The 19,834-nt window shown below is 57.6% G+C and carries 15 protein-coding genes; 14 read left to right on the top strand and 1 reads right to left on the bottom strand.

Annotation, left to right across the window (positions count from 1 at the left end; genetic code table 11):
- Positions 1 to 555 precede the first annotated feature (555 nt).
- Complete coding sequence (locus tag QP442_RS00865; RefSeq protein WP_285069508.1) at positions 556 to 4,854, top strand: InlB B-repeat-containing protein; 4,299 nt, start codon at positions 556 to 558, stop codon at positions 4,852 to 4,854.
- Between the two features lie 470 nt (positions 4,855 to 5,324).
- On the opposite strand, the gene QP442_RS00860 is transcribed toward QP442_RS00865, so the two are convergent.
- Positions 5,325 to 6,578, bottom strand: coding sequence for an isochorismate synthase (locus QP442_RS00860; protein WP_103632676.1), 1,254 nt, complete (start codon positions 6,576 to 6,578; stop codon positions 5,325 to 5,327).
- Positions 6,579 to 6,760: 182 nt separating this feature from the next.
- Here QP442_RS00860 and QP442_RS00855 point away from each other — a divergent pair, with 182 nt between their 5' ends.
- From QP442_RS00855 to nuoK, 13 genes are all read left to right on the top strand, one after another.
- Positions 6,761 to 7,480 (top strand): class I SAM-dependent methyltransferase, encoded by a 720-nt coding sequence (locus QP442_RS00855; RefSeq protein ID WP_006680796.1) that lies wholly within the window; start codon positions 6,761 to 6,763, stop codon positions 7,478 to 7,480.
- A gap of 248 nt (positions 7,481 to 7,728) precedes the next feature.
- Positions 7,729 to 9,009, top strand: coding sequence for a geranylgeranyl reductase family protein (locus tag QP442_RS00850; protein WP_006680797.1), 1,281 nt, complete (start codon positions 7,729 to 7,731; stop codon positions 9,007 to 9,009).
- A 34-nt stretch (positions 9,010 to 9,043) separates the two neighbouring features.
- A complete protein-coding gene (gene ndhC / locus QP442_RS00845) occupies positions 9,044 to 9,403 on the top strand; it encodes an NADH-quinone oxidoreductase subunit A (protein WP_006680798.1) in 360 nt (119 codons plus the stop codon).
- Positions 9,404 to 9,420: 17 nt separating this feature from the next.
- Complete coding sequence (locus tag QP442_RS00840; protein ID WP_006680799.1) at positions 9,421 to 9,975, top strand: NADH-quinone oxidoreductase subunit B; 555 nt, start codon at positions 9,421 to 9,423, stop codon at positions 9,973 to 9,975.
- Entirely contained in the window at positions 9,972 to 10,688 is a 717-nt protein-coding gene (locus tag QP442_RS00835) for an NADH-quinone oxidoreductase subunit C (RefSeq protein ID WP_103632677.1), read from the top strand. The genes QP442_RS00840 and QP442_RS00835 overlap by 4 nt, the downstream gene beginning before the upstream one ends.
- Positions 10,688 to 12,037 carry an NADH-quinone oxidoreductase subunit D gene (locus QP442_RS00830; protein ID WP_103632678.1) on the top strand — a complete coding sequence of 450 codons (1,350 nt, stop codon included), beginning with the start codon at positions 10,688 to 10,690 and terminating at the stop codon, positions 12,035 to 12,037. The genes QP442_RS00835 and QP442_RS00830 overlap by 1 nt, the downstream gene beginning before the upstream one ends.
- Entirely contained in the window at positions 12,034 to 12,735 is a 702-nt protein-coding gene (gene nuoE, locus QP442_RS00825) for an NADH-quinone oxidoreductase subunit NuoE (protein ID WP_103632679.1), read from the top strand. Before QP442_RS00830 ends, nuoE begins: the two co-directional genes overlap by 4 nt.
- Complete coding sequence (nuoF, locus tag QP442_RS00820; RefSeq protein WP_103632680.1) at positions 12,732 to 14,033, top strand: NADH-quinone oxidoreductase subunit NuoF; 1,302 nt, start codon at positions 12,732 to 12,734, stop codon at positions 14,031 to 14,033. Before nuoE ends, nuoF begins: the two co-directional genes overlap by 4 nt.
- Positions 14,030 to 16,594, top strand: coding sequence for an NADH-quinone oxidoreductase subunit G (locus QP442_RS00815; RefSeq protein WP_103632681.1), 2,565 nt, complete (start codon positions 14,030 to 14,032; stop codon positions 16,592 to 16,594). The genes nuoF and QP442_RS00815 overlap by 4 nt, the downstream gene beginning before the upstream one ends.
- Positions 16,591 to 17,901 carry an NADH-quinone oxidoreductase subunit NuoH gene (nuoH, locus tag QP442_RS00810; RefSeq protein WP_103632682.1) on the top strand — a complete coding sequence of 437 codons (1,311 nt, stop codon included), beginning with the start codon at positions 16,591 to 16,593 and terminating at the stop codon, positions 17,899 to 17,901. The genes QP442_RS00815 and nuoH overlap by 4 nt, the downstream gene beginning before the upstream one ends.
- On the top strand, positions 17,894 to 18,556 hold the full coding sequence (gene nuoI, locus QP442_RS00805) for an NADH-quinone oxidoreductase subunit NuoI (RefSeq protein ID WP_006680806.1): 663 nt from the start codon (positions 17,894 to 17,896) through the stop codon (positions 18,554 to 18,556). Before nuoH ends, nuoI begins: the two co-directional genes overlap by 8 nt.
- On the top strand, positions 18,553 to 19,530 hold the full coding sequence (locus tag QP442_RS00800; protein ID WP_103632683.1) for an NADH-quinone oxidoreductase subunit J: 978 nt from the start codon (positions 18,553 to 18,555) through the stop codon (positions 19,528 to 19,530). The genes nuoI and QP442_RS00800 overlap by 4 nt, the downstream gene beginning before the upstream one ends.
- Positions 19,527 to 19,826: an NADH-quinone oxidoreductase subunit NuoK gene (nuoK, locus tag QP442_RS00795; RefSeq protein WP_006680808.1), complete on the top strand. Its 300-nt coding sequence runs from the start codon at positions 19,527 to 19,529 to the stop codon at positions 19,824 to 19,826. Before QP442_RS00800 ends, nuoK begins: the two co-directional genes overlap by 4 nt.
- Positions 19,827 to 19,834: the final 8 nt, after the last annotated feature.

Below are 19,834 nucleotides of genomic sequence, written 5' to 3'. Positions count from 1 at the left end.
CATGTCTCGATTTGCGCTTGGTACGGACAGTTACTCCAAAAAGGTATGACATATCTCGCGGGAGTGCGGGGCTGGTGCTTTCTTGATGACGAGGAAGATAATGTAAGCATCCCACTGTATATGCGAGCCGGAGTTTTCCTCGTTGAAAACAAACGTGTGTCTAAGAATAAGAGGTAAGTGATGAAGAACCATCGAGCTCCGTGGACGAGGGGGACATGCCGGCGCCTACTTGCGCTCGCCGTCTCTGCCTCGGTAGTCCTGATTGGCGTACCAGCAAGCGCATGGGCTACTGAACAGATAGAAGGCTCAGAGAGTACGGTTTCTAAGGTGCAGGCTCCTGCGTCTCAGACTGCACCGACTGATTCGTCATCCCAGGCAGATGCATCGGACAATGGAATGGGAGTTTCGGCTTCAAATTCGAGCGATTCAGAGAATGCTACAACGGAAAACACGCAGTCGACTGGCTCTGGCGAACCAACCGCTTCGTCATCGCTTCCTTCTCAAGCCTCCCCCTCCGATTCAAATAAGATAGCTCAGCCACAGAGGCTTCCTCGTATGGCGCCGGCTACCAAGTCTTTGTCTGACGTCTGGGTGAATGCTGATTCTGGCAGTGATGATAATGCTGGCACTTCTGCAGATGCGCCACTTGCATCGCTGAAAGCTGGTTTAAATGCACTTGGTGACGGCGGAACTTTGCATATCGCAGGCACTTTTACAACCGGCACTCCGCTTACTATCCCAAGTGGTGCACACCTTGACGTGTACTCAGATGCCACCTTTACCGGTTCAAACGGCCAAAATGGCATCATTCTCTCTGCCGGTGCGAAGCTGGGGGCCTCTCATGGCGCTAAGCTCACGATGAGCGGTTTTGCAACTGCTCTCGACATTGCTTCTGGCGCGGAAGTCAATGATGGTATCTACATCCTTGATCGGAACGCGATTGCTTTTAACTTGAAAGGCAAATTCAACGGTTCGTCGCGAGAAGCGCTGACCGTATCTGCCCTAGAGAGCACTGGGCGAGCTTTCACCTATGGGAAAGGTTCTAACTTTAACAACTGCACGGTGAATGTGCAAGCGAAGGACGAAAAGAGCGAGCAGTACGCTCCGCTTGTGATGAATAATGCGTCGCTCACCACGCGCGGAGTCTGGTACTACCTGAACCCTGAAAAAGACACGTATTCTCTCGATTTGAATAACTCTGACTTGTATGTCTACAAAGCCACTGGTTCTTCTGCATATAAGCAGACGATGGCAATTTTCGGCCAGCTTCGAATCGTCAACGGCTCTACGCTCACTTCTGACGGATCGCGTATTTCTCAGGGTGATCATTCAACCATGGAAGTCACCGACTCCACGATGGTCTTCAAAAACAGCACCGCAGGTGGCTACAACATCAACTACGAGAATTCAAACGCCACGTTTACGAACTCGACTCTCGTCGGTGAAAACCTGCGGTACATTCCACTATTCGGAGCTGGTCGTAACAACCCAGAAGGCCAGTTCATTAAGTTTGTTGGCAACAGCGTTGTCAACACTGCTGCGGTAGATAAAACAGCCGATAATGGTGGTGCGAACGCTCCTGCGCAGTACGTTGTAACCGGTGGCTCGTTCAAGATCGCTTACGATCCGACCTACAACTATAACGTCACTACGCCGACGAACGGTGCCGAGAACGGTAATGAGCGACTGAGCCTGCTGACCTTGGCTGATTCTTCAACGAACGTGTTGAATCCGAAGAACATTAACGGTGACAGGTACACCTATAACGTTGCGCGTGCCTCAGATGATGGTCTCAAACACGTGTGGGTGCCAAGCGCCAAGGTTACCTACGTATTGAACAACTCCAACGCCTCATTCGCAGACGGGTCAAAGCAGTCCAAGACTGCCACCACAATTCGCGGTTATGCCCTCGACATGATTGCTGGAAATGTGGATCCCGGGACTCCAACTGACGCGAATGGAGTCAAGTTCCTTGGATGGTTCTACAGGGATGACGCTGGTGCGGAACACGAGTTTGATGCTTCATCTGCCGTGGATACGAACCTTGAGGTTTACGCTAAGTGGAATGCAGCGTCGGTGATCTACCACAACAACAACGGTGGCACGAACTTCGTCAGTGCCGTTGCTCCCTCGGCTCAGTCAGCGACTGTTCTGGACTTTGACTCGATCAGCGCTCAAGATTCAACATTTGCTGTTCCAGGAAAGACGTTTAAACATTGGACGACGGATCCTGCAGGGCAGGGCAAGCCGATTGCTCCGGGCGAGACTCTTCCCATTACGGGTGCATCAAGCATCGACTTGTATGCGCAGTACGACGTCAACCTGTATCAGGTTGCATTCTCTGCAAATGGTGGTCGCTTCTCCGATGATTCCGTTTTCAAGACGAATCCAGACGTGTTCACGGTTATTACCGATCCCAACGGTGGCGACGTCGCAGTACTGAAGAAGAAGGCAGAATACGGCGACGAGTTCCGCTCTCTTCTTGGTGCGCTCGACTACAACACGCTTGTGCCGGATCAGAAGGCTCAGAAGAACGGATGGATACTCGGCGACACGACGAATTGGTACACAACCCCCACCGGTGGAAAGAAATATAACTTCAAGGACCGGAAGTCGTGGCTGTTCTCCAGACCAGGCGATAACCCACAAATCACGAAAGATATGACCTTCTACCTCGGATGGAAAGAAGATCCGAAGGTTGACAAGATCGAGAACGATGCTGAAATCCCTGGAGATATCTGGGGTGTCAACCCTGCCGAAAGCTCCAAGGAACAATTTGTTCGCGTTGGTGACACATTCAGCGTGACCGGTGTTATCAACGCAGATTCCATCAAAGATCAGATGAACGCGATTGAATCGATGTTCCCTCAGGTTACGAGTAGTAATCGTTCTGCGGTCATGATGGATCGAAGCGCTAACAGCGAAAACTTGAAGCTTTCACAGATTGCTTTGACTTCTCCGACATCGACGTTCACTGCAACGTTGACCATGCCAGAGGGCGTCACTATCCCTGAGTCTCCTCAGGTGACTCCGGCAGGTTTGGGTGATGCTTTCGAGGTCACGGACGTGAAGGTTGACGATCGCGACATCACCGTGACCCTGAGCCTGAAAGCGGGAATGACGGATTACGCCAAACTCAAGGCGGCTGTAGAATCTGTTACCCCGATGGCTGATGGCGGTTTAACCCTGACGGTTAATGGTTTGGGTATTGATGGTGACAAGGTTGCCAATGGTGACAAGCTCACGATAAGTGGAAAGGTTACTGGTTCATTCTCGGCAGTTGCTACAAGCCCCGGTGGCACCTCAAAGCATTTCAAGTTTACTTGGAATGCAGTGCAAGATGGTTCGACAGGGGATCCGAACTCGAGCAACGTCAAGGCAATTGAGTACACGCTCGTCGTAGTGAAGCCGTACCTGGGGATTCTGCCCGCCGATATTCGGGTTGGTGAAGAAACTCAGCATAATGCTGCGTATCCGGTGCGTCGTGGGGAATCGCTCGACTTTGTAGGCGCAGTGAATGTGGAGCCTATTAAAGAACAAATGAAGGAAATCGAGGCTCTTTATCCTGGGGTCGCTGATGATTACAAGAAACTTGGGATTCAGGTTCGCAACTTTGCCTTCGAAGCAACCTTCACTATTCCGGAAGGCCTCTCGCTTCCGGCAGAAGTCACGCCACAAGTTCAGGACTTTGGTGAAGGCTTCAAGGTTGAGGAAACATCAGTTCACGGTCGAACCCTTACGGTGAAGATGACGCTGAATAAGGACGTCACGAACTACGCACAGTTGCAAAAGATTGTTATGGATGCTGGTGCGAAGGATCACTGGATGAAGATGGTTATCCCCGGTGTCACGGTTAATTCGGATGCTCCGGCTGGTAAGCAGCTGACGCTCTTTGGTGAAGTCACCGGCGCGTTCGAAGCGACAGCTACCTCTGAAGCTGGAACGGCTAAGGAATTCAACTTCTCCTGGGGTGCGGAACAGTGGCCTGATGGCAGGGATGCTGTGGCTGATGCTTCGGACAAGTCCATTCGTTTCACAGTCATCACTCCGGATCAGGCGCTGTTGCCCGCCGACATTCTGGTCAATGGTGATACCGAGAATTCAGCTATCCACATGACCAAGCGCGAAAGTGAATTGAACTTCTCGGCTGACCTTGATGTCAGCGTGATTCAGAAGAAGATGGAAGAGATCGAAAAGAGCAACAACGTGCCCGCGGAGCACTTCGATCGAGTGATGGTGAAGCGGATCGAGAGTGAATTCACGACTCGCATTAGCGTTCCTGAAGAACTTCGAGCAGTCTGGCCGAAGGACAAGGCAAGCTACGCCCTGACCGGAACGGATGCTTTTGAGATCTCGGATGTGGCGTATGCAGATGGTGTCGTCACTCTTTCGATGAAGCTTAAGGGCGACTACCCAACGTACAAGGCTTTGCGTCAAGCAATTCATGATGACACGAAGTCGAGCTTGATTCTGACAGTGGCTGGCTTCAAGGTGCCAGACACCGCGCCACTTGACCAGAACATCACCGTGAGTGGCGAGGTTTCTGGATACATGAAGGCGTTGGCGACAGCTGAAGGTGGTCGTTCGGCATCGTTCTCGATGGAATGGGTTTCTGTCCAGAAGGAAGGCGGACGCGACAAGATCCTTGAGGGAACTGACAGCTCGGCAGTTCAGCTCACCTTGAAGGTCACGAAAGATCCTGCAGTTATCGATGTCAAGCCGCCATCGCCTGCAAAACTCCCGAAGACGGGTGCTGCGCACATTGGGCTGTCTTTGTACGTGTCGCTAGCTTTCCTTGTTGCAGGTGGCACCATGGTGGCGTCCCAACGACGTACTCGCAAGGAGTTCAACTGATCGACGGGCAGAGCGTTATTCGGTATAGCGAGCTGTACCAGTAGCTGAAGCGTCTGTCAGACGGAACAAGACCCTGGCTTCTGCGGACACATTATGTGCCTGTAGAAGCCAGGGTCTTACTGTCTATCAACCGTTGATTTTTGGAGCGATCTAGGGGTCTCTCTTCTGGTGCAAGTGCGCCGACTGCACTTGGTGCCGTGCCACGATCCTGACCCTGGCACCAGTTGCATCTGACGCGACGGATGTGTGTCTAAAAGCTCGGATTTGTCGCGTGGGGTGTAGTTGGTGCCGTGTGTGGGCTGGTTTTTTGTTCCCGACTGCACTTGGTGCGACGGTTTTGCTTGGATAGTCGTGTTTGTGTCGCGTGGGGTGTAGTTGGGGCCGTGCCACGATCCTGACCCTGGCACCTGTTACACCTGGTGCGACGCTCTACCCGCCAAGCGACAAAGTGAGTCCGCCAAGGATGTCTCTCACAAGCCGAGTGCGTCCAGCAATGGCGCCATCTTCTGGCGCGTTTCTGCAAGCTCAATCTCAGGATCAGAATCCGGCATAATTCCGCCACCTGCAAAAATGCGCAGTGTATGCCCGTCGTCTTCAACAAGGCCACAGCGGAGGGCAATGCAGAATTCACCCTCGCCGTCGGCGTCGATCCAACCGACTGGTCCGGAATAGCGTCCGCGCGCGGTTTGCTCGTGAACTTTCAGCAGCTCAAGCGCCTCGAGGCGCGGTGTCCCGCAGACTGCTGCGGTCGGATGTAAAGCGGCGACTGCATCCAACAGGTTCGCATCTGCCAAAGTGGCGTGAATGTCGGAAGCAAAGTGGACGACGTTCGGGAGCTCCAAAATGAAGGGGTCATCGGGTGCGTTGACTTCAGATGCGAGGGGAGCGAGCGCTGAAACAACGGAATCAACCGCCAAAGTGTGTTCGCGACGATCCTTCGCGGATGCGAGCAATTCATCGGTGTGGCCGGCGGGCGCAGTTCCAGCCAAGACTCGCGAACGTAGCTGAGAAACGTGCACGGACGCGAGCATTTCAGGAGTGGCGCCCACAAGGTCATGGACGGCGAAACGCCAGGTCTGCGGGTAGAGCCTATTGAGTCGAGCAAGAAGATACCGCTGGTCAATCGCGGTTTCAGCCCGTACGAGCATGTCGCGCGCCATGACGGCCTTCGCGGCATCCCCAGCCTGGAGGCGCCCCGCGAGTTCTTTGACGCTGGACGCCCATTCGGCTTGCGTCATCCTGCCGGTATCGGTCACGAGGCCGTCCGGCCCGGTCAGTTCGCTGTCCTTAAAACTGGGGCGGAGCTGGGCGAGCACCTCAAGTGGATCACGAGCAGTATCCGAGCAGGACATTGAAACAGCCCAGCGTTCCTTGTTGGTCGCCACGATCACGAATTCGGGGATGCTCAGGTATGAAACAGAGGGGGAAGCGAAACCGTAGGACCCAAAAGCAAGGGGAAGGCTGAGGCCAGTGTGGTCGGCCTCGCCGATTGCGGAACGGCGCACCTGGTCCCACCACGATGCCGAATCGGAAATAGCGGACGGGGTGTTGGATGACCATTCGGCGGCGGTGCCCCAGCCGACCATTGATTGACGCCATCCGAACCACACGAAAGGCGAAACGCCGTCGGGGATCAGTTCAAGCAGCGGCGTGTTTTCCCAGCGGGTGCCTTGAAGTGAGGCTGCACGCACACGCAAAGTGGGAACGGAAAGCTCGGTGGGCATGGGTCAATCTTACCCGTGCGACTTTGCTGGGGTGTGTGCGCCTCACCTGGGTGTGGGTGTGAGGGTGAACCAATGCGGGCGTCTTACTGGTGAGGACGGGCGCGGGGATGCGCGAAGTGTGAACGAGCAGTGCGATATGGGTGCAGGTATGACACGAGGGGCCGACGTGGGAAGATAGGGGTATGGAGAATGAACCTTCGGGCGCACTGCGCGCTGACCTCACGAAATCAACCACCGACGTCGCATCGATGTTCGACCGTGTTGCCGAGCGCTATGACCTTATGGATGCGCTGATGACAGGCGGTATGGATCACGTGTGGATGGTCGCGTTGCGCAACGCGGTGAAGCCGGCACCGGGGGAGAGGATCCTTGACCTTGCTGCGGGCACGGGCGCTTCGTCGGCAGCCTTGGCGAAGGGCGGGGCGGAGGTTGTGGCTTGCGACCTGTCCGAAGGCATGATCGAGGTTGGTCGCCAGCGTCACCCCGACATTGAGTTCGTCCAGGGTAATGCGCTTGACCTGCAGTTCGAAGATGGGTCCTTTGATGCGGTGACGATTTCGTGGGGGCTGCGTAATATCCCAGATCCGGCTCGCGCGCTACGTGAGATGGCGCGAGTTGTTCGTCCACGAGGCCGCCTGGTTGTCTGCGAGTTTTCAACCCCGCCGAACGCGGTTTTCCGTAGGCTCTACAACTTCTACCAGTCCACCGTGATGCCGGTGATGGCGAAAGTAATGTCGTCGAATGATGTCGCCTATGACTATCTGATCGAGTCGATTCGTGATTGGCCGGATCAGCAAGATGTTGCTCGAATGATCGCCGCGAACGGCTGGACCGATGTCCAGTATCGAAACCTTACTGGCGGAATCGCGGCACTGCACCGAGCTGTGAAGCCGTTGCCCTAAGGGCGCCACAGATCAATGAGGAGGAAGGCGTACCGAATTAGGTACGTCTTCTTTTTCCGAATTGAATGCATCTTTGTTAACGCTCGCATTTCACTTTTCCCGAAAATCCGCCTTTCTTGAAGAACGGGCGCACTCGTTGGCGCAACAGGCTACGCTTTCAATTCGGATCGCGGTGCAGTGCACACCGCTCCGACTTGCACATCTGCGCAGCCCGTACAGCTGCGCTCACTTTTTTGGGAGGGCTACCAGTGGTCAATGACCTTACTGGCGTAACGGATGCCGACGTCATTATCGTCGGTGCCGGACCTGCGGGTTCCTCCACCGCATATCACCTGGCAAAGCTAGGGATTGACGTCCTCGTCCTTGAAAAAGCAGAGTTTCCGCGCGACAAGATTTGCGGTGACGGCCTGACTCCCGCGGCCGTCCACGAATTGATCGCGATGGGCATGGACATCTCCACGTGGAACCGAAACCGAGGGCTGACCGTCGTCGGCGGAGGACACACGATTTCCCTTGACTGGCCTGATCAGAAGTCGCTTCCGGGCTATGGGATGACGCGCGCACGCATGCAGCTGGACCACGATCTGATCCAGCATGCAGTGCATGCGGGCGCCCGTCTGATGGAGGGAATTACCGTCACCGGCGCACTGACCAGTCCAATGGGTCGCGTGTGCGGTGTGAAGGCAAAGAAGGGGCGCGGTAAAGATGCCGAGGCCTTGGAAATGCGCGCCAAGATGGTTGTCGACTGCGGTGGTGTTTCTGCCAGACTCGCTACCTCTCTCGGCATCGAAAAGGCGATCAAGCGCCCCATGGGTGTTGCGGCGCGCGCCTACTTCAAGTCGCCTCGTGGCAACGAAGACTACATGGAATCCCAGCTGGAACTCTGGTCGGGCGTGCCCGGGCAATCGGACCTGCTTCCCGGTTACGGCTGGGTCTTTCCCATGGGCGACGGAATCGTCAACGTTGGTTTGGGCTCTGTTGCCTCTACAGCCAATGCGACGCAGCTTCCCTACAAGAAGGTCTTCGAACAGTGGATCGCGAACGTGCCTGAGGAATGGGGATTCACCCCTGAAAATCAGATCGGCCCGCTCCGCTCAGCTGCCCTCCCGATGAGCTTCAATCGCAAGCCACACTACGTGTCGGGCCTCGTACTCGTTGGTGACGCAGGTGGCATGGTGTCTCCGTTTAATGGCGAAGGTATCGCACCGGCTCTGAAGGCGGGTCGCTTCGCTGCCTCGTGCATCGCCCAAGCCTTCTCGCGCACCACGTCGGCAGGCATCGACCGCGCCATGAGCGAATATCCCGAACTTCTCCGCGAAGAATACGGTGGCTACTACCAGCTGGGCCGAGTCTTCGTGGCTCTCATTGAAAATCCGCGAATCATGCAGCTCTGCACCAACAGGGGTCTGCCAATTCCGCGACTTATGACTTTCGTTCACAAGCTACTTTCTGACGGCTATGAACGTAAGGGCGGCGACTTTGATGACCGCCTCATCACAATGTTGACAAAGATGGTGCCGTCCGTATGAACGCCCTTCACTTCTTTCAACCCCGGGAGGAACGATGACGAATCCCTATTTTCCGTTGCTGATTATGGCTGCGGCTGCACTCGTGCTGGCACTTGGTGGCCTTGGCGCATCGGCGATTCTCGGCCCGACGAAGAAGTCTAAGACCAAAGCTGACAACTACGAATGTGGCATTGAACCGACCTCGGGGCACCTTCACGAAGGTCGCTTCCCGGTTCGTTACTACCTGGTCGCCATGACGTTCATCATCTTCGACATTGAAGTCGTCTTCATGTACCCGTGGGCAGTGAGCTTCAGCCAGCTCGGCCTGTTCGGGCTTATTGCAATGCTGACGTTCATCGCGCTCATCACCGTGCCATACGTGTACGAGTGGCGACGCGGTGGCCTGGATTACTGAGGGACAGGAGCAGATAAATGGGTCTTGAAGAAAGCCTGCCCGCTGGCGTTGCGCTGACAAGCATCGAGAAGGTTCTCGGCCTTGCACGCAAGTACAGCCAATGGCCGGTCACCATGGGTCTGGCATGTTGTGCTATTGAAATGATGGCAGCCGGCACACCTCGATTCGATATGTCCCGCTTCGGTCTGGAAGTTTTCCGCGCATCGCCGCGTCACTCGGACATGATGATCGTTTCAGGTCGTGTCAGCCACAAGATGGCTCCCGTTATTCGTCGTGTCTACGACTCTATGCCGGAACCCAAATGGGTTATTTCGATGGGTGCATGCGCATCATCGGGTGGCATGTTCAACAACTACGCCGTCGTTCAGGGATGCGATCACATCGTTCCCGTCGACGTCTACCTGCCTGGGTGCCCGCCCCGTCCCGAGGCCCTGATTCACGCGGTTCTGACACTGCGCGAACAGATTGGTAAGGAACCACTCGGCGTTCACCGTCAGGAAATTGCCCGCAAGGCTGAGCAGGCAGCTCTCGCCGCAACGCCCACCCACCAGATGAAGGGACTCCTCGCATGAGTGACGAAATCGTCACCCCGGACGACTCCCAAGTCGTAGCCAAAGCCCCGCAGCGTGCGTTCGGTGCACCCGAACTGATGACGCGTCGCGAAGGCATGTTCCCCGATACGACCGGATTTTCCGGCCTGGTGAAGGAATCTTTCCTTCCCGGTGAAACGCCACGCCCCTACGGTGGCTGGTTCGACAACACAGTCGACATTCTTGAAGAACTGATCGAAGCCGACGGTCTGAAGGTTGAAGAGATCATCGAAAAGGTTGTTGTCGACCGCGGTGAACTGACAATCTTCATCGTCCGCGATCATATTGCTCGCGTTGCAAAGTACCTGCGTGACGATGCAGATCTTCGTTTCGAGCTCTGCCTTGGCACGAACGGTGTTCACTACCCGTCAGACGAGGGTCGCGAACTCCACGCGATCTACCCGCTGATGTCGATCACCTACAACCGCAACATTCGTCTTGAGGTCACGTGCCCCGATGGCGACCCGCACATTCCCTCCATCGTTTCTGTCTACCCGGCAAACGACTGGCAGGAACGTGAAACCTGGGACCTCATCGGCATCATCTTCGACGGTCACCCGTCGCTGACTCGTACCGCACTGCCTGACGACTGGGTAGGACACCCCCAGCGCAAGGATTACCCGCTTGGTGGCGTCCCCGTTGAATACAAGGGCGCAACAGTTCCGCCTGCAGACACGCGGAGGTCATACAACTGATGAGCACACCACACTTCCACGCGGCGGCTTCTTCAGCCCCGCTGAATATGGACGAAGTCCCCGAGGTCATGACTCAGGGTGGCGACTGGAAGGACGTTCTGAACGAAATCGAAAAGATTTCCTCCGAGCGCATCGTCGTTAACCTTGGCCCGGTTCACCCGGCAACCCATGGCGTTCTGCGTCTGATCCTCGAACTCGACGGTGAAACCGTTCGCGAAACCCGCGTTGACACCGGCTACCTTCATACCGGCATTGAGAAGACGATGGAATACCGTACGTGGACGCAGGGCGTGACGCTCTGTACCCGTATGGACTACGTTGCCCCGATCTTCCAGGAAGCCGTCTACTGCCTCGGCGTTGAAAAGCTCCTGGGCATCACGGATGACATTCCGGAGCGCGCGAACCTGATTCGCATCATGATGATGGAGCTCTGCCGCATCGCCTCGCACCTCGTCGCTATCGGTTCGACCGGTAACGAAATGGGTGCAACGACGATCATGACGATCGCATTCCGCGGTCGTGAAGAGATCCTCCGCATCTTTGAACGCATCACCGGCCTGCGTATGAACAATGCGTACATCCGCCCCGGTGGTGTCGCACAGGACATTGGCGAAGGCACCGTTGACTACATCCGTGAGCTTCTTCCGAAGGCTCGTCGCGATATTGGCGAGCTCGAAGACCTGACGAAGCAGAACCCGATCTTCAAGAAGCGTCTGTGCGACGTGGCCGTCATGCCACTGTCCGCTCTGATGGCTCTTGGCACGACCGGCCCGGGCGTCCGCGCCGCTGGCTTGCCACTCGACCTTCGTAAGTCCCAGCCCTACTGTGGTTACGAACAGCTCGAGTTCGACATTCCGACGCGCGACAAGTCAGACGTCTACAACCGTGTCATGGTTCGTTTCGACGAGTGCTACGAGTCTCTGCGCATCATCTACCAGGTCCTCGATCGTCTTGAGAAGTGCGAAGGTGCTCCCGTGATGGTCGCGGATCCGGCGATTGCGTGGCCCGCACAGCTGTCGGTGGCAACCGACGGTCAGGGCAACTCGTTGCAGCACATCTCCGAGATCATGGGCTCCTCGATGGAATCCCTGATCCACCACTTCAAGCTTGTGACCGAAGGTTTCAAGGTCCCCGCTGGTCAGGTGTACCAGCAGGTTGAGCACGCAAAGGGCATCATCGGTGTTCACCTCGTTTCTGACGGGGGCACCCGCCCGTTCCGCGCCCACTTCCGTGACCCCTCGTTCGCAAACCTTCAAGCCATGGCAATGATGACCGAAGGTGGCCAGCTGGCCGACGTCGTCGTTGCACTTGCTGCCATCGACCCGGTGCTGGGAGGCGTTGACCGATGAGCTACACGCAGGAAGTTGAAGCCCGCCTGAGGGCTGAATCCGCAGAAATTATTGGCCGTTACCCGACAGGGCACGCACGTTCGGCTCTTCTTCCGATGCTGCACCTGGTGCAGTCCGAAGACGGCTACGTCAGCCCCGACGGTATCGCCCTGGTCGCCGACATTCTGGGCTTGTCGCGTCCAGAGGTCAGTGCCGTTGCAACGTTCTACACGCAGTACAAGCGTCACCCCAACGGTGACTACTTGGTTGGTGTGTGCACGAACGCGCTCTGCGCAGTTATGGGCGGCGACGCGATTTGGGATGCTGTTTCCGAACACGTTGGTGTGGGAAGCGACGAAACCAACGAATCTGGTCGCATCACCCTTGAGCGCATCGAATGCAACGCGGCCTGCGATTATGCGCCGGTTGTCATGGTCAACTGGGAGTTCTTCGACAATCAGACGCCCGAATCGGCACTTGCTCTGGTCGATGACCTCGAAGCTGGTCGCCCCGTCCACCCGACGCGTGGCGCTGCGGTTGCCCCGACCTTCAAGGAAGTTGAGCACACACTCGCGGGCTTCCTTGATGGCCATGAAAACGAAGGTCCGTCCGCCGGTGAGCCGTCCCTGCTGGGTTGCAAGCTCGCCGCGGAAAATGACTGGACCGAGCCGGTTGCTGTTGCTGGCACCGAAGGTGAGCAGGGAGGCGAACAGGCATGACAACATTTGTAGCTCCTGGGCCCCTCACGCCGATCGTTACGAACGGTTGGGGTGAAGACCAGTCGTGGACTCTCGCTTCGTACCTGAAGCGCGGTGGCTACGAGGGTCTGAAGAAGGCCAACACTCTTGAAGCGGGCGACATCGTCCAGATCGTGAAGGACTCCGGTCTTCGCGGTCGTGGTGGCGCAGGCTTCCCGACGGGCCTCAAGTGGTCTTTCCTTCCACCAGATGACGGCAAGCCTCGCTACCTCGTTGTCAACGCTGACGAGTCCGAGCCGGGTACGTGCAAGGACATCCCGACCATCATGGCGAACCCGCATGTTCTGGTTGAAGGCATCGCGATTACCAGTCGCGCCATCAACTGCAGGCACGCGTTCGTTTACCTGCGTGGTGAGGTCGTCCACGTATACCGTCGTCTGCTGAACGCTATTAAAGAGGCAACCGATGCCGGTCTGCTCGGCGATCTGAAGATCACCGCTCACGCTGGTGCTGGCGCCTATATTTGCGGTGAGGAAACAGCGCTCCTCGATTCGCTCGAGGGCCGTCGTGGCCACCCGCGTTTGAAGCCACCGTTCCCGGCAGTCGCAGGTCTGTACGCCCGCCCGACCGTTGTGAACAACGTTGAGTCGATCTCTCAGGTCGTTGGTGTCTTCCGCAATTCGCCGGAATGGTACGCATCGATGGGCACGGAAAAGTCGAAGGGGCACGGCATCTTCTCCGTTTCCGGCCACGTGAACAATCCGGGGCAGTTCGAGGCTCCGTTCGGTATCACGATGCGTGAACTGATCGAGATGGCCGGCGGTATCCGTGATGGTCATCAGCTGAAGTTCTGGACTCCCGGTGGCTCCTCCACCCCGATCTTCACCGAAGCTGAACTTGATACCCCGCTCGACTACGAGTCGGTCGGCGCTGCAGGTTCGATGCTCGGTACCCGAGCCCTGCAGGTCTTTGACGAGACCGTGTCGGTGGTTCGCGTGGTCACTCGCTGGATCGAGTTCTACCAGCACGAATCCTGCGGTAAGTGCACGCCCTGCCGTGAAGGTACGTACTGGCTCAAGCAGATCATGTACCGCCTCGAAAAGGGCCAGGGGCTTCCCGGAGACGTTGACCTGCTCGGCGAGATCGCGAACAACATTGCCGGCCGTAGCTTCTGCGCCCTTGGCGATGCCGCTGCAACGCCGGTCAAGTCGGGTATTCAGCGATTCCGCGAAGAGTTCGAAGCCGGTCTGACTACTCCGGCCAATGAGCTCTTCCCCTACGAGGCATCCGCCATCTACGCCAGAGGAGGTGTCCGATGAGCGACGCTCCCAACATGGTTGATGTCGTCATTGATGATGTCACTGTCGCCGTCCCGCAGGGCACGCTTGTTATTCGTGCAGCAGAGCAGGCCGGAATTCGTATTCCGCGCTTCTGCGACCATCCGCTTCTGGCACCGGTTGCTGCGTGCCGTCAGTGTTTGGTCGAGGTCGGTATGCCCGATCGCAACACCGGCGAGCTTCGTTTCATGCCGAAGCCTCAGCCGTCATGTGCACAGACCGTCACTCCCGGAATGGTCGTCAAGACTCAGTTCACATCCGAGGTTGCCAAGAAGGCACAGCATGGCGTGATGGAGTTCCTGCTGATCAACCACCCGCTGGACTGTCCGATCTGCGATAAGGGTGGCGAGTGCCCCCTGCAGAACCAGGCAATGACCGATGGTCGCGCAAAGTCCCGTTTCGCCGATGCGAAGCGCACCTACCGCAAGCCGTTGCGTCTGACCAGCCAAATCCTGCTCGACCGCGATCGTTGCATTCTCTGCCAGCGTTGCGTGCGCTTCGGTAAGGAAATCTCCGGCGACGTGTTCATCGACCTGCAGGGTCGCGGTGGTGGTACGGCTCCGACCGACGACCACTACTTCATGGCAGAACAGATCGGCGCGTTCGACACGACTGCTCTGGACTTCCACAACCCGAAGCCGAAGAACCTGGGTAACGCCGGAATCTCCGGTCCCTACGGTGATGCAGGCATCATTGGTTCGGCAAACTCTGGTGACCTGACCGAAGCTGATCTTGATCAGACCGGTCGCCAGTTTGCGTCCTACTTCTCGGGCAACATCATTCAAATCTGCCCGGTCGGCGCACTGACCGCTTCCTCGTACCGCTTCCGCGCCCGCCCGTTCGACCTCGTGTCGACCGCGTCGGTCGCCGAGCATGATGCTTCCGGTTCTGCACTCCGCGTCGATATCCGGCGCGGTGAGGTTGTCCGTCGTATGGCCGGCAACGATCCGGAGGTCAACGAAGAGTGGATCACCGACAAGGATCGCTTTGCTTTCGAGTGGGACAAGCAGGATCGCCTGGTCACCCCGCTGGTTCGCGAAGACGGCATACTGGTTCCGACCTCGTGGTCGGATGCTCTTGACCGTGTCCGTAAGGGTCTCGAAGCTACGGATCAGACGGGCTTCCTGCCCGGCGGTCGCCTGAGTTTCGAAGATGCCTGGGCATGGAGCAAGTTCGCTCGCACCGTCATCGGCTCCGATTCGATCGACGCTCGCGTTCGCACGATTTCCGCTGAAGAGACCTCGTTCTTGGCTTCGAAGGTTGCTGGTACTGGTCTTGGCGTCACCTACACCGACCTTGAAAATGCGGGGCAAGTCCTGCTGGTCGGCCTCGAACCTGAAGATGAAGCGGGCGCGATCTTCCTGCGCCTGCGCAAGGGTGTTCGTAAGGGTGGCGTGAAGGTTGCGACGGTTGCTCCGTTCACCACGAACGGTAGTGCGAAGATGAGCGCGACTCTGTTGCGTGCCGCTCCTGGCACCGAGCCTGAGGTTGTTGCTTCGATTGCTGAGGGCGAACAGAACGCAGAGCTTGCAGCCGCACTGAACGGTGGCGTCATCTTGGTAGGTGAGCGCGCAGCTCGCATCCCGGGCCTGCTTTCCGCGGTTGTCGAATTGGCTGAGCGTACGGGTGCTCGTTTGCAGTGGGTGCCTCGCCGTAACGGTGATCGCGCCGCAGTCGAAGCCGGCCTGCTACCGGGCGTGTTGCCCTTCGGTCGTCAACTGGGCGACGAGGCCGCGCAGGCTTCACTCGGCTGGAAGTCCTATCCGAAGGGCGCGGGCCTGGATGCTGACGCTCAGCTTGCAGGTGCCCTCGACGGCTCGGTTCAGGCACTGGTCGTTGGTGGCGTTGACTACCGCGACTTCACCGATCCGGCTCTTGCGCTTCGCGCTTTTGAAACAGTTCCGTTCCTGGTGAGCCTTGAGGTTCGTTCCTCTGAGATCACCGAGCTGGCCGACGTTGTTCTTCCGGTTGCTCCACAGTTGGAAAAGAACGGCACGTCGATCAACTGGGAAGGTCGTCTGCGCCCCTACGGTCAGGCTGTTTCCGCTCGTTCGCTGACCGACCGCGATGTTCTGGTCAAGCTGGCCGAGGAATTTGGCGAGGATCTTGGCATTCTGACGCTGACCGACCTATACGACGAGGTCAACGCCATCAGTACCTGGGACGGCGCTCGTGCCGAGTTCATGCCGGTTGCCCCGCAGGCTCCTCAAGCAGTCGGTGCTGGTCAGGCAGTTCTCGCAACGCACAAGCCGATGCTTGATGCTGGCCGTCTGCAAGATGGTGCGCCGTGGCTCGCTGGTTCTGCTCGTCGCGTGATCGCATTCGCTTCGCAGGCAACGCTGACAGGTGCCGGCGTGAATGCAGGTGAAGCCCTGACGCTTTCCACTGAACGCGGTTCCATCACACTGCCCGCGCAAATCGCGGACCTTCCCGACAACGTCGTGTGGGTTCCCGAATGCTCGCAGGGTTCTGCAGTCCATCAGTCGCTGGGTGACGCTGGTTGCCTCGTGGCTCTCAGCGCTACTGGGGAGGTGGCCCGGTGAAACTCTTGCTCAGTGCGGTGCCTGATTACACCGCAGCAGATTTCTCGCAGGAAACATGGTGGCTGACGCTCATCAAGGCCGTCTTCATCATCGTTTACCTGATCCTGAACGTTCTTCTTGCCCTCTGGGTTGAGCGTCGTGGCCTCGGCCGCATGCAGACCCGTCCGGGCCCGAACGTGGCCGGCCCGCTCGGTTTGCTCCAGGCAATCGCGGATGCAGGCAAGCTTCTGTTCAAGGAAGACATGTGGACTCGCGGAGCCGATAAGTTCTTGTACTTCATCGCTCCGGCCATCGCAGCATTCAGCGCGTTCAGCGTCTTTGCTGTGATTCCGATGGGTCCGAACGTTAACCTGTTCGGTCACTCCAGCCCGCTTCAGCTGGCTGATATGCCGGTCGCAACGCTCTACATCCTGGCAATCACCTCGCTTGGCCTGTACGGCGTTGTCCTCGGCGGTTGGTCAACCCGTTCGACGCTTCCGCTCTACGGTGCGGTTCGTTCGTCCGCTCAGGTGATTTCATACGAACTCGCAATGGGTATGGCGCTTGTTTCCGTGTTCCTCATGTCGGGCACGATGTCGACCTCGCAGATCGTTGCTTCCCAAGGCCAGGTCTGGTGGGCATTTGCGCTGATCCCAGCGTTCGTTGTCTACTGCATTTCGGCTACCGGTGAAGTCAACCGTCTGCCCTTCGACCTCCCCGAAGCTGAAGGCGAACTCGTCGCCGGTCACATGACCGAATACTCGTCCATGAAGTTCGGCTGGTACTACCTATCCGAATACGTGAACATGCTCAACGTTTCCGCGGTTGCCACCACGATGTTCTTCGGTGGGTGGCACGCGCCGTGGCCACTGTCGCACGTACCGGTCATCAACGACGGCTGGTTCGGTATGCTCTGGTTCTTCCTCAAGATGTGGTTCTTCATGTTCCTCCTCATCTGGACCCGTGCAACGCTGCTCCGCTTCCGTTACGACCAGTTCATGAGCTTCGGCTGGAAGTGGCTGATGCCGATCGCTCTGGTCTGGCTGGTTGCCGTCGCCATCGTTCGTGGCATCACCGAATGGGTTGAGGTTTCCCTGCCAGTCCTTGGCGTATCGATTGTCATCCTCTTCGCAATCATCATGCTGATTATGTGGGTCACGGATAAGGGAGAGCCTGAACCGGCCCCCAAGCCTGCAGATATGGAATACACCGGCTTCGCTGATGGCTTCCCGATCCCGCCACTTCCCGGTCAGAGTCCGGTTGAGTCCCCGCGCGCCGGCCGCACGCCGGTCGTGGCGACTGCCTCGAAGGAGGACACCGATGAGTAAGAAGAACGATTCGAAGAATGAGGAAATGCGCTTCGAGCATGACCCGAAGGGGCCGATCGGCGAATTCTTTGCTCCGATCGCCGGCTACGGCGTCACCATCTCGTCTTTCTTCCGTCCGACCGTCACCGAGCAGTACCCGCGCGAACCCGCGCGCGTCATGCCTCGTTTCCACGGTCGTCACCAGCTGAACCGCTACGCAGATGGTTTGGAAAAGTGTATTGGCTGCGAGCTTTGCGCGTGGGCATGCCCCGCTGACGCTATCCTCGTTGAAGCAGCATCGAATACTCCCGAGGCGCAGTACAGCCCCGGCGAGCGTTTCGGCAACGTCTACCAGATCAACTACTTGCGTTGTATCTTCTGCGGTATGTGCATCGAAGCTTGCCCGACTCGTGCTCTGACGATGAGCAATGACTTCGAGCTCGCCACCTACACTCGCGCAGACGATATTTACGAAAAGCAGGATCTGCTTGTTCCTCTTTCCGATGGAATGCTCGCTCCGCCTCACCCGATGGTCGAGGGGCTGAACGATGGCGATTACTACCGCGGTGCGGTCAGTGGTGCCACCCAGTCCCAGATTGATTGGGTGAAGGAACACCGTCCTGAGGATCCGAGCCTTGCCAACGCGCGCGTGGTGGCAAAGGAGGAAGTCCGATGAATCTACTGGGTACATGGCCCGAGATGGTATCTACCGGCGAAGCCGTGCTGTTCGCATGCACCGCAATCGTCATGGTGGTGTGCGCACTGGGCGTCCTGTTCTTTAAAAAGGCCGCATACGCCGCTATCTCGATGGTCGGCGTCATGCTGGGGCTTGCAGTTCTCTACTTGACGCAACAGGCACCGTTCCTCGGTGTTGTGCAGATCGTCGTCTACACCGGCGCAATCATGATGCTCTTCCTGTTCGTCATCATGATGATTGGCATCGGTGCCACCGATGACTACGCAACGCAGTCACGCGGTTCGATTATCGCAGCAGTCATCGCGGGGCTGGGCCTTGCAGTGATCATCGCTGCCACCCTCGGCCACACGAAGTTCGCGGCTGACGCAAAGGGCCTCGTCCCCGCTGACCCGTACTCGAATGAGCCGATCGAGTCCCTCGCAACGACGCTCTTCTCGCAGCACTGGCTGACGATGGAGGTCGCGGGCGCACTGCTCATCACCGCCGCAATCGGCGCAATGCTACTGACGCACTCTGACAACCTCGGCCCGAAGATCTCGCAGGAAGAAACCGCAAAGGCCAAGATGCGCGCATTTGCCGAATCCGGCCGACGCATCGGTCAGCTTCCGGCACCTGGCGTCTACGCACACAGCAACGCTGCTGACGTCCCGGCCATCTCCGGTGAAACCCTCGGCCCGGTCGAAGAATCCGTCCCGCGCGTGATTCGTGTTCGTGGCTTGGAGCGTTCTATCGATCAGGTCGACCACGACGTCGCACAGTCGCTCATGCTCGCCCGTACCGGCGATACCATCGACTCGCCGTTTGCACAGTTTGCATCGCAGACCGTCGAGCGTTCGGGCTCGTGGGGTATGCCTGGCCCGGCAGCGCCCACCGGCCTTGATCAGCCGGTCGGTCCCGCCGGTGTGGCTGACGCTGAAGCACCCGCACAAACCAAGGAAGAGGAGGAGAAGTGAGTCTGGCTTGGTACCTCCTGCTTGCGGGAGTGCTCTTCTCAATTGGCGCTGTTACCGTTCTGGTTCGTCGCTCCGCCATCATTTCCCTGATGGGCGTTGAGCTCATGCTGAACTCCGCGAACCTGGTGTTCGTTACCTTCGCGCGAATCTTCGGCGATGTGAACGGTGAAATTATGGCGTTCTTCGTCATGATCGTCGCGGCCGCTGAAGTCGTGGTCGGTCTGGCGATCATCGTGTCCATCTTCAAGTCACGGTCGACAACGAGCGTTGACGATATCAACCTGCTGAAGAACTGAGGGAGGAA

Origin of the sequence: Pauljensenia sp. UMB1177 (genome assembly GCF_030217965.1) — a bacterium.
GTDB classification, from domain to species: domain Bacteria; phylum Actinomycetota; class Actinomycetes; order Actinomycetales; family Actinomycetaceae; genus Pauljensenia; species Pauljensenia turicensis_A.
Note: the sequence above shows the minus strand (reverse complement) of the source record. Positions and strands in the feature narration are given on the sequence as shown.

Coding starts and splice junctions, on each gene's coding strand:
- QP442_RS00865 (WP_285069508.1), top strand. CDS start 556: ATGGCGCCGGCTACCAAGTCTTTGTCTGACGTCTGGGTGAATGCTGAT.
- ndhC (WP_006680798.1), top strand. CDS start 9,044: ATGACGAATCCCTATTTTCCGTTGCTGATTATGGCTGCGGCTGCACTC.
- nuoE (WP_103632679.1), top strand. CDS start 12,034: ATGAGCTACACGCAGGAAGTTGAAGCCCGCCTGAGGGCTGAATCCGCA.
- QP442_RS00840 (WP_006680799.1), top strand. CDS start 9,421: ATGGGTCTTGAAGAAAGCCTGCCCGCTGGCGTTGCGCTGACAAGCATC.
- QP442_RS00860 (WP_103632676.1), bottom strand. CDS start 6,578: ATGCCCACCGAGCTTTCCGTTCCCACTTTGCGTGTGCGTGCAGCCTCA.
- QP442_RS00835 (WP_103632677.1), top strand. CDS start 9,972: ATGAGTGACGAAATCGTCACCCCGGACGACTCCCAAGTCGTAGCCAAA.
- QP442_RS00815 (WP_103632681.1), top strand. CDS start 14,030: ATGAGCGACGCTCCCAACATGGTTGATGTCGTCATTGATGATGTCACT.
- QP442_RS00800 (WP_103632683.1), top strand. CDS start 18,553: ATGAATCTACTGGGTACATGGCCCGAGATGGTATCTACCGGCGAAGCC.
- QP442_RS00855 (WP_006680796.1), top strand. CDS start 6,761: ATGGAGAATGAACCTTCGGGCGCACTGCGCGCTGACCTCACGAAATCA.
- nuoI (WP_006680806.1), top strand. CDS start 17,894: ATGAGTAAGAAGAACGATTCGAAGAATGAGGAAATGCGCTTCGAGCAT.
- QP442_RS00830 (WP_103632678.1), top strand. CDS start 10,688: ATGAGCACACCACACTTCCACGCGGCGGCTTCTTCAGCCCCGCTGAAT.
- nuoF (WP_103632680.1), top strand. CDS start 12,732: ATGACAACATTTGTAGCTCCTGGGCCCCTCACGCCGATCGTTACGAAC.